The sequence below is a fragment of the Streptomyces sp. XY431 genome, assembly GCF_001279805.1.
Lineage (GTDB): Bacteria > Actinomycetota > Actinomycetes > Streptomycetales > Streptomycetaceae > Kitasatospora > Kitasatospora purpeofusca.
This window is the reverse complement of sequence record NZ_LGDO01000489.1, coordinates 1-13,260: the sequence shown is the minus strand read 5'-3', so window position 1 is coordinate 13,260 and position 13,260 is coordinate 1. Positions and strand designations below refer to the sequence as shown.

Genomic DNA, 13,260 nt, shown 5'->3' with positions numbered 1-13,260 from the left:
GCCGTGCTGTTCAACCGCCACAAGTCCTCGCTCGTCCCCGCCGACCAGGCCCTGCCCGGCCGGGCGGCCCCCGGCTTCACGCTCAGCGAGCCGCACACCGTCCTCGGCCACCCGCTGACCGGCCCGTATCCCGACGGGTTCGAGGTCGCGGACTTCGGTCTGGGCTGCTTCTGGGGCGCCGAGCGGACGTTCTGGCGGCTGCCCGGCGTCTGGACGACGCTGGTCGGCTACCAGGGCGGCCACACCCCGAACCCGACGTACGAGGAGGTGTGCAGCGGCCTGACCGGGCACACCGAGGCGGTGCGGGTGGTCTTCGACCCGGCGGTGGTCTCCTACGAGCGGCTGCTGAAGACCTTCTGGGAGGCGCACGACCCGACCCAGGGCAACCGGCAGGGCAACGACGTGGGCACCCAGTACCGCTCCGCGGTCTACACCCACTCCCCCGCCCAGGCGGCCACCGCGACCGCGACCCGGGACGCCTTCCAGCCGGCGCTGACGGCGCTCGGCCTCGGCCCGATCACCACCGAGATCGCCCCGGCCGGCCCGTTCTTCCCGGCCGAGCCGTACCACCAGCAGTACCTGTCGGACGCCAAGAACCCGAACGGCTACTGCGGTCTGGGCGGCACCGGCGCCAGCTGCCCGATCGGGGTGGCCAGGACGGGTACCCAGGGCTGAGCCGCCGGGTCTGCGCCCGGCGCCCGCCGGGTCTGCGCCCGGCGCCCGGCGGGCGCAGACTGGAAGGACCAGGAGGGCGGCCGCACCACCCGCCCCGGTGGTGCGGCCGCTCCTGTCCCCAGGAGACCCGAGGAGCACCCCATGGCCGGTCTCATCCGCAGGAACTTCGACACCGATCCCGAGGAGGTCCGCCCGTTCGAGGCGGACACCGGCGAGCTGCGCCTGGTCCACCTGGACGCCGGGGGCGTCGGGCGGGCGGTGTTCCGGCCCGGCTGGCAGTGGTCCCGGCACGTCAAGCCGATCGCGAAGACGGACAGCTGCCAGGCCGCGCACGTCGGCTACATGATCTCGGGGCGGCTGAAGATCGTCATGGACGACGGCGAGGAGAGCGAGTTCGGCCCCGGCGACTTCATGGTCTGCCCGCCCGGCCACGACGCGTGGGTGGTGGGCGACGAGCCGGCGGTCGTCCTGGACTGGCAGGGCTACGGGGACTACGCCAAGCGCTCGTGAGCACCCGGCCGGCCGCGGTCTCCCCCGCCGGACCTCGTGGACGGGTGGTCACCCCCGCCGGACCTCGTGCATGAAGCACCCGTACTCCACCGCCCGGACGTGCACCACGGCCACCTCCGGGTCGGCGAGCAGGAGCGCCGCGCCCGCCTCGGCGGTCTCCGGCAGCACCACGACGCCGCCGAGGATGTGCCCGCGCCGGTCGTAGGCGCGCAGCACCCGCTGCCCGCCGTGGAAGCCCTCCGGCCAGCTCTCCCCGGTCGCCGGGCCCTCGCACGGGCCGTCGTGCACGAACACCGGGCCGAGTTCCTCGTACGGGCCGGGCTCGGCCCCGGTCTCCGCGGCCCAGCGCCGCAGCGGCGCGTAGCTCAGCAGGGCGATCCGCTCCCCGGCCCCGGCCCGGGCCAGGCAGCAGCGCAGCGGGGCGCCGCCGGTCTCGTCGACCGAGCGGACCGGCGGGCGGCCGGCGTCGTCGCGTACCAGCAGGGCGCGGTGCACGGCCGGGTCGATCGCCCGGACGGTCAGGACGGACGGGGCGGGCGAAGCGGGAGAAGTGGTGGTCGTCATGCCCCCACCCTCCCGCCGCCGCCCCCGGGAGTCCGGCGGATTTCGGCCCTCGCGTTCGGCCGCGATCCGCGGGCCCCGCCGACCGTCCGCCGTCAGCGCGCGGCCGGTGCGCCCGTCCCGCCGCCCGCGGTGGCCCAGGGGTCGGGCCGGCGCGGGGCGACCAGGTCCGCGAGCCGCGTCCCGTCGGCGGCCCAGGCCGCGACGGAGGGGGAGGCGTCGGGCCCGTTCGGGCCCGAGGAGGAGCGGGCGGCACCCGGAACCACCGCGTAGTAGGCGGTCCAGCCGTTCATCTCCGTGGTGGTGACCAGGGTGGCGACCACCTGGACGTCCTTGAGTTCGACCGTGATCCGGGCCGGCGCCGGGCCCAGGTACAGGCCGGTCACCACGGTCCGCTCGCCGTCCCCGAGGCTCTGCGCGCCGATGGTGGGCCGGCTGTGGTCGAGGTTGTCGCTGGTGGCGTCGCGGCAGCCGAACGGCTGCTCCCACCTCCCGGTGGCCTGCTCCCACTTCTCGACGCAGGACCGGGTCGCGGTGACGCTCATCCGGTAGCCGTCGGCGATCGTGAGCTGCTTGCCGGGCTCCACCAGCCGGACCGGCGAGTCCGGCTGCGCCCCCGCCCCCGTGGCGACCGGCACCACCGACGCCGACGCGGGGGCCGCGCCGGGCAGCACGGCGGCCGTCGTCGTGACCGCCGCCCCTGCCACGCCCGCCGCACCGCCGGCCGGCCGGGGGTCGCCGAGGGTCAGCGCCGTCCCCCCGCAGACCAGGGCGACCGCCAACGCGGCCGCCCCGGTGCCGACCCGCCGCCGGGCCCGGCGGCGCCGCGCCCCGGCGATGACCGTCGCCGGGTCGGGGCCCCCCGCCCCCCAGGCCGTGTCCTCCCGGGTCAGCAGCTCTCCGAGCCGCTCCTCGAATTCCGTGCCGCCGTTCATACCGCCACCTCGATGTCGCTCGGGTCGTGGCCCGCCGGACCGCCGGTGCGGTCGGCGAGCTCGGGCCGTGCGCGCAGCTTCGACAGCGCCCGGTGCAGCGTGGACTTGACCGTCCCGGGCGCGATGCCCAGTTCGGCGGCGGTCTCGGCCTCACTCAGGTCCCCGTAGTACCGCAGCACCACGACCGCCCGCTCGCGCCGGGTGAGGGCGGCCAGCGCCTGGTGCAGCAGGGCCCGCTGGGCCTGCTGCTCGGCGAAGTCCGCCGGCACCGGCCGGTCGGGGGCGCGGTCGGTGGGCAGCTCGCGGTTGCGCAACCGCCGCCACCAGTCGCGGTGCTGGTTGACGACGATCCGCCGCACGTAGGCGGTCGGGTCGTCCGCGTTCGCGGTGATCCTGGGCCAGTGCAGGTAGGCGCGTTCCAGCGCCGACTGCACGATGTCCCCGGCCCGGTGCGGATCACCGGTCAGCAGCTCGGCCAGCCTGATCAGCCGTGGCCCGATGCCGACCACGAACGCGCTGAACTCGGCGTCCAGGCGCTCCCTCTGCTCGCGTTTCACATCCCCCTGACTCCTCGGGGGGCGGGCGGGGTTCTGTCCTCGCGGGCGGGAATTCGCGCGGACGGTGGGTAGTCCCCCGCCGGGAACGCCCGTGGCGCCCGGGGGCGTCAGACCGCGCTGCCGGCCTTCCAGTCGGCCCAGGCCATGTTCCAGCCGTTGAGGCCGTTGGACGGGACGACGGTCTTGTCCCCGGAGTTGGTGACCTCGACCACGTCGCCGACCATCGAGCTCTTGAAGAACTTGTAGCCGTCCGCGTTGGCGTCCTGTCCGCCCTTGACGTCGCGCAGACCGACGCAGCCGTGGCTGGTGTTCTGGCTGCCGAAGGTCGACGCGGGGGACCAGTAGTTGCCGTGGATGAAGGTGCCGGAGGTGGAGAGGCGCTGGGCGTGCGGCACGTCCGGGATGTCGTACTCGCTGCCGAGGCCGACGGTCTGGGAGTTCATCCGGGTCTGCTGGTACTGCTCGGTGATCACCATCTTCCCGCCCCAGGTGCGGAACTCGGGCGAGCCGCCGGAGATCGCGTAGACGGCGCTGACCTGGCCGTCGGTGGTGACGGTGAGCTTCTTGGTGGCGAGGTCGGCGACGCTGGTCTGGGCCCGGCCGACGGTGAAGCGGACGTCCTTGGACTGGGTGCCGTAGACGCCCTTGGCGCCCTGCACGTCCTTGAGCCGGAGCTTGACGGTCACCTTGGTGCCCTTGGCCCAGTACTCCTGCGGGCGGAAGTCGAGACGGGTGCTGGAGAACCAGTGCCCGACGATCTCGACGCCCGGCTCGGCCACCACGGTGATGGCCTGCTGGACGGCCTTGCGGTCGGTGACCGGCTTGCTGAAGTTGATCGAGACCGGCATGCCGACGCCGACCACCGAGCCGTCCTCGGGGGTGAAGTAGCCCACGAAGGTGTTGGCCGGCGTCGCGGTGGTGAAGACCGCGTTGGCATCGGCCTCCAGCTTGTCCTTGTCGACGGCGGCCGCGGTCACCGTGTACTTGGTGCCGCTGGCCGGGGAGGCGGCGGAGGTCCAGACGGTGCCGTCGTCGGACAGCGCGCCGGCCAGCGCCTTGCCGGTGGAGTCGGCGACCGTGACCGAGGTGAGGGTGCCGCCGGCGACGGCGACCCGGACCGGCTCGCTGAAGCCGGCCGACGTGGTGCCGTCGGCCGGGGTGACGGTGATCACGGCGACGGAGGTCTTCGGAGTGCTGGTGGCGCTCGCCGTCGGCTGTCCGCCGCCGGAACCGGTGCCACCGGAACCGCCGGTGCCGCCGGCGCCCGTCGTTCCGGTGCCCGCGCCGTTGTCCGCGCTCTTGGTGTCGTTGCAGGCCGCCAGCAGCAGTACCGGGGCACCGACCAGGCCGGCGAGTACGCCGCGCCGGCTCCAGCTGCTCGCGGCCGACCGGCCCTGACCGTCCCGTGCCGTCACGTCGCCCACTCCCTACTGCTCATCCGGGCATTACGGATACAAAAACGCAATCCGTACGTTCACGGTTCCAACACCAACGGCTTGCGATCGTATGAGAAGACGAAACCATGTGCCAAATATGGACAAAAAGCCCGGCCTGCGGACAGCAGGCCGGGCTTTCCCCGGAAGTGGCGGGCGAGCCCTACTCGGCCGCCTCCTCCACCGCGTACTCGTCCCACTCCCCGTCCTCGGGGTCGAAGTCGGTGTTCGCCGACTCCCAGGTCGCCGAGGCGAGCTCGACACCCGGGACGTCGCCGAGCAGCGCCACCGGGTCGATGAAGTGGGCGAGCGAGCCCGCCGGGTCCACCTCGATGGCCTCGACGGACTGCGCGCGCTCCTCGTCGTCGAGGTACTCGTCCGCGGTCACCTGCTCGAGGGCCGCCGCCTTGAGGGCGCCCTCGTCGGTGATCTCGGCGATGAGCTCGATGCTGAGCCGGACGTAGCGCGGGCTGTCCTGGCCGGTCGTGTCAGTGCTGGTCATGCGCCGAGACTACGGGATCCCGCCCACCGGGAGGCGCCGGAGAAATGCAGCGGGGCCGGTCCCCCCTTCGAGGAGGGACCGGCCCCACCGCTTCCGCCCGTCTCCCCCACCCGGGAGCCGTGCGGACGCGCCGAGCGGCGCGGGTGTCCGGGAGCCGCCTCACCCTGGCAGCCGGCCGGAGCCGGGCAGGGGCGGGACGACGGCGCCTCCTCGGACAGGGACACCACCGGCCGGGTCAGGACCGACCGTCGTGCCCGGGACGGACCGCGCCGCCGGGGAGCCGCTCCCGGCCGGTCGTTGTCGTCCCGTTCGGCGTCTTGTTGCCGTGTGCACAACCATGCCGCAGTCGTGTTAAGCCCGTGCTGCACGGAGATGACGCCGGTGTACCGGTTCGCCCGGAAACGGAACCCGTGCCGTACGGTTCCTCAGCCACCGGGTCGGGGGCGGCGGCTGACCGCGGGTCGGCGCGCGGCGCGGCCCAGTACCGGCGGGGCTCAGTGACCGGCGCGGCTGCCGGCCAGGAAGCCGAGCAGGTCCTGGCGGGTGACGATGCCCTGCGGCTTGCCCTCCACCAGCACCACCGCGGCGTCGGCCTTCTCCAGCACCGACATCAGGTTGGTGACGGTCTCGCCCGAGCCGACCACCGGCAGCGGCTTGGACATCACCCGGTCCAGCGTGTCGGTCAGCTCGATGTCGCCCGCGAACACGCCCTCCAGCAGCAGCTTCTCCGCCACCGAGCCGATCACCTCGCCGGCCATGATGTCCGGGTGGCCGGCGCCCGGCGAGACCACCGGCATCTGCGAGACGCCGTACTCGCGCAGCACCCGGACCGCCTCGGCGACGGTCTCGTTGGGGTGCATGTGGACGAACTGCGGGATGCCCTCGTGCTCGATGGCGTCCTTGCGGGCCAGCACCTCGCCGATGTGCGCCTCGTCGGTGGCGGACGGCAGGAAGCCGTAGTCGGCCATCCAGTCGTCGTTGAAGATCTTCGAGAGGTAGCCCCGGCCGCCGTCCGGCAGCAGCACCACGACGACGTCGTCCGGGCCGAGCCCGCGCGCCACCTCCAGCGCGGCGACGACCGCCATGCCGCAGGAGCCGCCGACCAGCAGGCCCTCCTCCTTGGCCAGGCGGCGGGTCATCTGGAAGGAGTCCTTGTCGGAGACGGCGACGATGCCGTCCGCGACGTCGCGGTCGTAGGCGGTCGGCCAGAAGTCCTCACCGACGCCCTCGACCAGGTACGGCCGGCCGGTGCCGCCCGAGTAGACCGAGCCCTCCGGGTCGGCGCCGATCACCTTGACCTTGCCGCCGGAGACCTCCTTCAGGTAGTTGCCGGTGCCGGAGATGGTGCCGCCGGTGCCGACGCCCGCCACGAAGTGGGTGATCCGGCCCCCGGTCTGCTCCCACAGCTCAGGGCCGGTGGAGTGGAAGTGCGAGGCCGGGTTGTCCGGGTTGGAGTACTGGTCCGGCTTCCAGGCGTTCGGGGTCTCCCGGACCAGGCGGTCGGACACGTTGTAGTACGAGTCCGGGTGCTCGGGGGCGACGGCGGTCGGACAGACGACCACCTCGGCGCCGTACGCGCGCAGCGTGTTGATCTTGTCGGTCGACACCTTGTCCGGACAGACGAAGATGCACTTGTAGCCCTTCTGCTGGGCCACGATCGCCAGACCGACACCGGTGTTGCCGGAGGTCGGCTCGACGATGGTGCCGCCGGGCTTGAGGGCCCCCGAGGCCTCGGCGGCCTCGATCATCCGCACGGCGATGCGGTCCTTCACCGAGCCGCCGGGGTTGAAGTACTCGACCTTGGCGAGCACGGTGGCGCTGATCCCCTCGGCGACCTTGTTCAGCTTGACCAGCGGCGTGTTGCCGACCAGGTCGATGATCGAATTGTGGTACCGCACGGGGGTCCTCCCGATGTGTGGGCATACGAGTGCTGTCGGTACCGCAAGCCTAGGCCGTACCGGGCGTCCCGGAGAGCCCGTGCGCACCACGAACGGCCCACCCCCGTCGTAGCCCGCGCCCAAGACGGGTACTAGGGGTGTACACGCATCGGGAACGGCACCCGTCGGGGTGGCACGAGGACGCGAAGGGGGCACGGGGTGCCAGGAACACAGCAGTCGCGGGCCCGGGTGGCCCGGCGGATCGCCACCGCGGCGGTGTACGGCGGCGGGGGGCTCGGAGTACTGGGGGTGGGCCTGGTCGGCCTGCTGCTGACCGAGAGCAAGCTGGCCGTCCAGGCCATCGGCATCCTGGACGGCGACCCGCCGAGGGCCGACGGCGTCTACGGCGAGGCCTTCGCCGACCGCGCGGCCGCGCCGCAGCCGCCGCTGGTGCTGGCCTTCCTGGGCGACTCCACCGCGGCCGGCCTGGGGGTGCTGCGGGCCCGGGAGACCCCGGGGGCGCTGCTCGCCGCGGGCCTCGCCTCGGTCGCCGAGCGCCCGGTCCGGCTGGTGAACGTGGCGTTCTCGGGCGGCCGCTCCGCCGATCTGGCCGGCCAGCTGGAGCAGGCCCTGTCCTGCCGCCCGGACATCGCCGTGATCATGATCGGCGCCAATGACGTGACCCGGCACAGCCCGGCCCAGCTCGCGGTGCGCCAGCTCGGCGAAACGGTCGCGGCGCTGCGCGCGGCCGGCTGCGAGGTGGTGGTCGGCACCTGCCCCGACCTCGGGACCATCAAGCCGGTCCGCCCGCCGCTGCGCTGGGTGGCCCGCCGGGTCAGCCGCCAGCTGGCCGCCGCGCAGACCATCGCGGTGGTGGAGGCGGGCGGCCGGACGGTGTCGCTCGGCTCGCTGCTCGGCCCGGAGTTCGCGGCCAGGCCGGAGATGTTCGCCGCCGACCGCTACCACCCCTCGGCCCAGGGTTACGCGACGGCCGCGATGGCCGTCCTGCCCTCGGTCTGCGCCGCGCTGGGCCTCTGGCCGCAGGAGGAGCCGGCCGACGGGCCGGTCCCCGGCGAGGCGGTGCTGCCGGTGGCGGTGGCCGCCGCGGCCGCGGCCGACCGGTCCGGCAGCGAGGTGGCGGCGGTCGGCGGCCTGGACGGCGCGGCCGGCCGCTGGGCGCTGCTGCGCCACCGGCTGCGGGTCGGCCTGCCGGGCTCCTGGGCCGCCGGGGAACCGGTCGGCGGGCCGTCCGACGCGGTCTCCGAGGGCCTGTCCGGGGGGCTCTCCGGGAGCGCCGGTCCGGTGCCCGGCAACACGTCGGCCAGCTCACACACCGGGGCGGGTGACGACTGAGCTACCAGACGGTAACTTTCCTCCCGGACGCCTGTCCGCCGCCACTCAGCGAGGAGCCCGCCATGCCCGAAGCCGTCATCGTCAGCGCCACCCGTTCGCCGATCGGCCGGGCCTTCAAGGGCTCCCTGAAGGACGTCCGCCCGGACGACCTGACCGCGCACATCATCCAGGCCGCGCTGGCCAAGGTGCCGCAGCTCGACCCGCGCGAGATCGACGACCTGATGCTCGGCTGCGGCCTGCCCGGCGGCGAGCAGGGCCACAACCTGGCCCGCATCGTGGCGGTGCAGATGGGCATGGACTACCTGCCCGGCACCACCATCACCCGCTACTGCTCCTCCTCGCTGCAGACCACCCGGATGGCCCTGCACGCGATCAAGGCCGGCGAGGGCGACGTCTTCGTCTCGGCCGGCGTGGAGACCGTCTCCCGGTCGATCCACGGCAGCTCGGACGGCCTGCCCGGCACCATGAACCCGCTGTTCGGCGACGCCCAGGCGCGCACGGCGGCGCGCGCAGAGGCGGGCGGCGGCGAGTGGCACGACCCGCGCGAGGACGGGCTGCTGCCGGACGCCTACATCGCGATGGGCCAGACCGCCGAGAACCTCGCCGCGCTCAAGGGCATCACCCGGGCCGAGCAGGACGAGTTCGGCGTGCGCTCGCAGAACCTCGCCGAGGCGGCGATCAAGGCCGGCTTCTGGGAGCGGGAGATCACCCCGGTCACCACCCCCGACGGCACCGTGGTCGGCCAGGACGACGGCCCGCGCGCGGGCGTCACGCTGGAGGGCGTCTCCGGGCTCAAGCCGGTGTTCCGCCCGGACGGCACGGTGACCGCCGGTAACTGCTGCCCGCTGAACGACGGCGCCGCCGCGCTGGTCGTCATGTCCGACACCAAGGCCCGCGAGCTGGGCATCACGCCGCTCGCCCGGGTGGTCTCCACCGGTGTCAGCGCGCTCTCCCCCGAGATCATGGGCTACGGCCCGGTCGAGGCCTCGAAGCAGGCGCTGAAGCGGGCGGGCCTGTCCATCGGCGACATCGATCTGGTCGAGATCAACGAGGCCTTCGCCGCCCAGGTGATCCCCTCCTACCGGGACCTCGGCGTCGACCTGGACCGGCTGAACGTCAACGGCGGCGCGATCGCGGTCGGCCACCCCTTCGGCATGACCGGCGCCCGGATCACCACCACCCTGATCAACTCGCTGCAGTGGCACGACAAGCAGTTCGGCCTGGAGACCATGTGCGTCGGCGGCGGCCAGGGCATGGCGATGGTCCTGGAGCGCCTCAGCTGACCTCGCGCTGTCAACCCCGAAGGGTCCAGACCACCCATTTGGAGTGACACAGCGTAATTGAGGGCCGGATCACACCGCGAGGTCGATCCGGCCCTCTTTTCGTTCATTTCCGGACCGGAAATCGACGGTGCGGAGCGGATCAACTCCGCTGCGTAGAGCGGTCCTACCTAACAATTTGGGGACAAGAGCGAAAGTCACCGACAAATTGGACATTGGCCACTGCGGTAACAGCACCGGATGGGGCAGTGTGGAGAGGTAACCCCGTTCCACTCCTCCCTAGGAGTACGTTCCGTGAGCGCCGTCTACACCATCCTGTTGCTGATCCTGATCGCCGTGTCGACCACCGTGCTGGTCCACCTCCGGGGAATCTCCCGACGGTTGGACGCACGGGCCGCCGTCGCCCCGACCGTCGACGAGGCCGCGATACGCCGGGCCGTCGCCGAGGCCCTGGCCGCCGACCGCGAGCGGGAGATCACCGAGGCCCGGGCGTTCTGGGCCGAGCAGGAGGCCCGCGCGGCCGAGGACGCGCCGCTGTTCGACTCCCCGTTCGCCGGTGTCTTCAGCACCACCGACGAGTGGCCGCTCTTCTTCCCCCGCCCCACCGGGCCGAACGAGGCCGCCGACAACGCCGACCACCCGGGCACCATGGACCCGGAGTTCGGCGAGGCCCTGCGCTCCGCGCTGGAGGACCTCATCGGCGACGGCGGCACCCGGCCCACCGAGACCGGCCCCGAGGGCGGCAGCCCGCTGCGCCCGGCCCACCCGGCCGGCCACCCCGCCGGCGGCCACCCGGCCGGCGAGGGCACCGGGGACGCCCGGGCCCGCCGCGAGGCCGACCTGCTGGCCACCGGCCTGGAGGCCGGGCTGCTGGACGCCGAGGCTGCCGTCGAGGAGGCCCCGGCCACCGCGCCCGACCCGCGCCGCCACCCCTCGCACCCCGACTTCGTGCCCAGCCAGACGCCGTCCCGGGAGTGGACCGACACCCGGCTGACCACGCTGGCCGAGGAGGGCACCGCACTGATCGACGTCCGCCCCGGACCGCTCGGCACCCTGGACGTCTACGCCTTCGCCGACGGCACCACGCTCTGCGTGGCCCCGGGCGACCGCGAGGCCGCGTACCGGCTGATCGACGCCGTCCGGGCCGGTGAGAACGTCCGGCTGCTCGGCGGCTCCCGGTTCTCCGGCTCCTACTCGCTGACCTTCTCCACCGACGAGGACGCCGTGTACGTGCTCGCCGACCGGGTGGTGGCCAGCATCTGACCCGAGCGCGCCGAGCCGGGCGCGCCGACGCCGAGGGCCGGCCGGATCGAGGGGGTTACCGATCCGGCCGGCCCTCGGCGTTTCGCCAGCGCCTGGCCGTCGGCGCTTCGCAGATCGGCACACGGCGCCGTCAGGCACACGGCGCCGTCAGCGTCCGTCAGAGGGCCGCCGAGACCTCCGCCAGCCGTCGCACGGCCAGGGCCCGCACCGCCGCGGCCGCCACCGGACCGTCCGGCAGGGCCACCTCGGCGTCCCCGGGCAGCGCGGCCAGGGCCGCCGCCAGGTCGTGCCCGACCACGGCGAGCTGGTCGCCGACGGCGAACGCCCCGGCGTCCGGCAGCTCGTGCGCGGGCGGGCCGTCCGCCCCGCCGTCGGCCCGGACCGCCTCCGCGGCCGCCGCCGTCACCGCCAGCCAGCGGGCCAGCGCCAGTCCGGCCGAGGCCCGCGAGGGGTGCCCGGGGACGGCACCGAGCAGCCGGCTCTGCGGCATCGCACGGAACCGGTCGGCCAGGGCGTCGACGGCCTCGGCCAGGGTCTTCTCATCGGACGTCTCGGACATGCCGCGAGCATACGGGCCACCGGGGACGAAAGCCGCCGGGCCCCGGAGCGGTCGCTCCGGGGCCCGGCGGCAGTGGTGGTACGGCGGGTCGTACGACGGAGGGTCAGTCGTCGCCGCGCAGGATCGCGATCAGCCGCAGCATCTCGACGTAGATCCAGACCAGCGACAGGGTGAGCCCGAAGGCCGCCCGCCAGGACTCCTTCTGCGGCGCGCCCTGGGCGATGGCCTCCTCGATCGCCGCGAAGTCCAGCGAGAGGAAGAACGCGCCGAGGCCGATGCCGACCAGGCCGACCACGATGCCCAGCGGGCCGCTGCGCAGCCCCATGTCGGCGCCGAAGACCAGCGAGGCGACCATGTTGACCAGCATCAGCAGCACGAAGCCCATGGCGATCGCGATGCCGATCCGGGTGTAGCGCGGGGTGACCCGGATCCGCCCGGTCTTGTAGGCGATCAGCATCGCCGCGAACACCGCCGCGGTGCCCAGCACCGCCTGGATCGCGATGCCCTCCCAGATGGTGTTGAACACCTTGGTGATCGCACCGAGCGCGAAGCCCTGGAGGCCCGCGTAGAGCAGGATCAGCGGCGGGCTGACGCTCCGCTTGAAGGAGATCACCATGCCGAGCACGAACGCGACCAGCGAGGCGACGCCGGCCAGGCCGAAGTTCCGGTCCGGCAGCGCGAACCAGGCGAGACCGCCGGCCGCGACCAGGGTGAGCAGCGTCATCGCGGTGCGCGCGACCACGTCGTCCAGCGTCATCCGGCCCGTCGCCGCGGGACCGGCGGAGGGCGCGTTGTACATCTCGACGAGCTGCTCGTCGGTCAGCGGCGCCCCGCCCTGGGGCTGCTGGCCGTAGGGGTTGTTGGCGTACGGGTTGTTCCCGTACGGATTGTTGCCGTAGGGGTTGCCTGCGTACGGGCTCCCGGCCGGCGGGGTCTGGGTGGTCCCGAAACCCGCGTAGCCGGACTCGCGGGTGAAGGACCCCTCCCGCGAGAAGACCGGGTTGCTGCTTCTCATTGCTCATTCCCTCCGTGGCGGCACTGCACCGCCCGCAGCACAAGGGTAATGGCTTGGCAAAGGGATCGGCATCCGCCGCGAGAAGGATTCGGCCGCTGACGTCCGGCGGGGACGCCGGTCGGCGTCCCCGCGAGTCGGTGCCCAGAGCCGGACTCGAACCGGCACGGCCTTTCGGCCAAGCAGTTTTAAGCTGCCCGTGTCTGCGTTCCACCATCTGGGCTTCTGCGGACCCGGCCCCGCCGGCGGAACGGAGAGCAGCGCTCCCGCCCCCGTGCGGGCCACCCCTGAGCCTAGTCGCCCGGCATCCCCTTTCGCATGTTCCGAGGCGGGGAAGTTGTCATGTTTCCTTGCCATCTGACGAACAGTTCGTGATTTGGCCACTCGACCCGCTCGATCCGGCCACCGCCCTTCCGCTCAGGGTCGGTGTCATACCGCAGGAGGAGGGCGCCACCTGGGCGTACGCCCAGCGGTGGTCGGGCCAACCGTCCGGCGGAGCGACGAGAAACCATGATCACCGGAAGGAGCATGGAGGTACGGCCGGACGCCCCTGGAAGGGCCCGGCCGGCCAGCCCCCCGGAGCCGAACGGCCCGGTCCGCCATGCCCGACTTGAGGAGCACCCCGTGAGCACGTCGACCGCAAGCGCCGTCCGTACCGGCCGGGCGGCCGCCCGCGCCACCGGCCTGAACAAGGTCTACGGGGAGGGCGAGACCCGCGTGGTCGCCCTCGACAACGTCAGCGT

Annotated in this window: 13 protein-coding genes, 1 tRNA gene and 1 pseudogene; 6 read left to right on the top strand and 9 right to left on the bottom strand. The window is 73.4% G+C overall.

The features are described 5' to 3' along the window. Positions 1–3 precede the first annotated feature (3 nt). Positions 4–675, top strand: a complete 672-nt coding sequence (msrA, locus tag ADK60_RS33445) for a peptide-methionine (S)-S-oxide reductase MsrA (RefSeq protein ID WP_053650712.1) — start codon at positions 4–6, stop codon at positions 673–675. 141 nt (positions 676–816) lie between these two features. Continuing rightward, a complete protein-coding gene (locus ADK60_RS33440; RefSeq protein ID WP_043469330.1) occupies positions 817–1,185 on the top strand; it encodes a cupin domain-containing protein in 369 nt (122 codons plus the stop codon). 48 nt (positions 1,186–1,233) lie between these two features. On the opposite strand, the gene ADK60_RS33435 is transcribed toward ADK60_RS33440, so the two are convergent. The 6 genes from ADK60_RS33435 to ADK60_RS33410 form a co-directional block, all read right to left on the bottom strand. Further along, entirely contained in the window at positions 1,234–1,749 is a 516-nt protein-coding gene (locus ADK60_RS33435) for a DUF1203 domain-containing protein (RefSeq protein WP_053650694.1), read from the bottom strand. A 92-nt stretch (positions 1,750–1,841) separates the two neighbouring features. Then, positions 1,842–2,681 (bottom strand): hypothetical protein, encoded by an 840-nt coding sequence (locus ADK60_RS33430; protein WP_053650693.1) that lies wholly within the window; start codon positions 2,679–2,681, stop codon positions 1,842–1,844. Then, entirely contained in the window at positions 2,678–3,238 is a 561-nt protein-coding gene (locus ADK60_RS33425; RefSeq protein WP_063783343.1) for a SigE family RNA polymerase sigma factor, read from the bottom strand. Before ADK60_RS33425 ends, ADK60_RS33430 begins: the two co-directional genes overlap by 4 nt. 107 nt (positions 3,239–3,345) lie before the next feature. Then, on the bottom strand, positions 3,346–4,662 hold the full coding sequence (locus ADK60_RS33420) for a L,D-transpeptidase (protein ID WP_502687472.1): 1,317 nt from the start codon (positions 4,660–4,662) through the stop codon (positions 3,346–3,348). A gap of 172 nt (positions 4,663–4,834) precedes the next feature. Next, positions 4,835–5,173 (bottom strand): hypothetical protein, encoded by a 339-nt coding sequence (locus ADK60_RS33415; protein WP_045940383.1) that lies wholly within the window; start codon positions 5,171–5,173, stop codon positions 4,835–4,837. A 494-nt stretch (positions 5,174–5,667) separates the two neighbouring features. Then, the gene (locus ADK60_RS33410; protein WP_045940382.1) at positions 5,668–7,071 is read right to left on the bottom strand and encodes a cystathionine beta-synthase; all 1,404 of its coding nucleotides are present in this window, start codon (positions 7,069–7,071) and stop codon (positions 5,668–5,670) included. 198 nt (positions 7,072–7,269) lie between these two features. Between ADK60_RS33410 and ADK60_RS33405 the strand changes: the two genes are divergently transcribed. The 3 genes from ADK60_RS33405 (at position 7,270) to ADK60_RS33395 (ending at position 10,946) form a co-directional block, all read left to right on the top strand. After that, positions 7,270–8,403 carry an SGNH/GDSL hydrolase family protein gene (locus tag ADK60_RS33405; protein ID WP_079008906.1) on the top strand — a complete coding sequence of 378 codons (1,134 nt, stop codon included), beginning with the start codon at positions 7,270–7,272 and terminating at the stop codon, positions 8,401–8,403. A gap of 62 nt (positions 8,404–8,465) precedes the next feature. After that, positions 8,466–9,686: an acetyl-CoA C-acetyltransferase gene (locus ADK60_RS33400; protein ID WP_053650692.1), complete on the top strand. Its 1,221-nt coding sequence runs from the start codon at positions 8,466–8,468 to the stop codon at positions 9,684–9,686. 291 nt (positions 9,687–9,977) lie between these two features. After that, a complete protein-coding gene (locus ADK60_RS33395) occupies positions 9,978–10,946 on the top strand; it encodes a hypothetical protein (protein ID WP_053650691.1) in 969 nt (322 codons plus the stop codon). A 157-nt stretch (positions 10,947–11,103) separates the two neighbouring features. Here ADK60_RS33395 and ADK60_RS33390 read toward each other — a convergent pair whose 3' ends face one another. The 3 genes from ADK60_RS33390 to ADK60_RS33380 all read right to left on the bottom strand — a co-directional run bounded on the left by ADK60_RS33390 (position 11,104) and on the right by ADK60_RS33380 (position 12,740). Beyond that, the gene (locus ADK60_RS33390; protein WP_053650690.1) at positions 11,104–11,505 is read right to left on the bottom strand and encodes a hypothetical protein; all 402 of its coding nucleotides are present in this window, start codon (positions 11,503–11,505) and stop codon (positions 11,104–11,106) included. 103 nt (positions 11,506–11,608) lie between these two features. After that, a complete protein-coding gene (locus ADK60_RS33385) occupies positions 11,609–12,520 on the bottom strand; it encodes a Bax inhibitor-1/YccA family protein (RefSeq protein WP_053650689.1) in 912 nt (303 codons plus the stop codon). 138 nt (positions 12,521–12,658) lie between these two features. Next, positions 12,659–12,740 (bottom strand) — tRNA-Leu (locus ADK60_RS33380). 305 nt (positions 12,741–13,045) lie between these two features. Between ADK60_RS33380 and ADK60_RS48550 the strand changes: the two are divergent. Next, positions 13,046–13,260: pseudogene (locus tag ADK60_RS48550) on the top strand (hypothetical protein); the annotation flags it as partial.

Coding starts and splice junctions, on each gene's coding strand:
- ADK60_RS33430 (WP_053650693.1), bottom strand. CDS start 2,681: ATGAACGGCGGCACGGAATTCGAGGAGCGGCTCGGAGAGCTGCTGACC.
- ADK60_RS33440 (WP_043469330.1), top strand. CDS start 817: ATGGCCGGTCTCATCCGCAGGAACTTCGACACCGATCCCGAGGAGGTC.
- ADK60_RS33415 (WP_045940383.1), bottom strand. CDS start 5,173: ATGACCAGCACTGACACGACCGGCCAGGACAGCCCGCGCTACGTCCGG.
- ADK60_RS33385 (WP_053650689.1), bottom strand. CDS start 12,520: ATGAGAAGCAGCAACCCGGTCTTCTCGCGGGAGGGGTCCTTCACCCGC.
- ADK60_RS33400 (WP_053650692.1), top strand. CDS start 8,466: ATGCCCGAAGCCGTCATCGTCAGCGCCACCCGTTCGCCGATCGGCCGG.
- ADK60_RS33390 (WP_053650690.1), bottom strand. CDS start 11,505: ATGTCCGAGACGTCCGATGAGAAGACCCTGGCCGAGGCCGTCGACGCC.
- ADK60_RS33435 (WP_053650694.1), bottom strand. CDS start 1,749: ATGACGACCACCACTTCTCCCGCTTCGCCCGCCCCGTCCGTCCTGACC.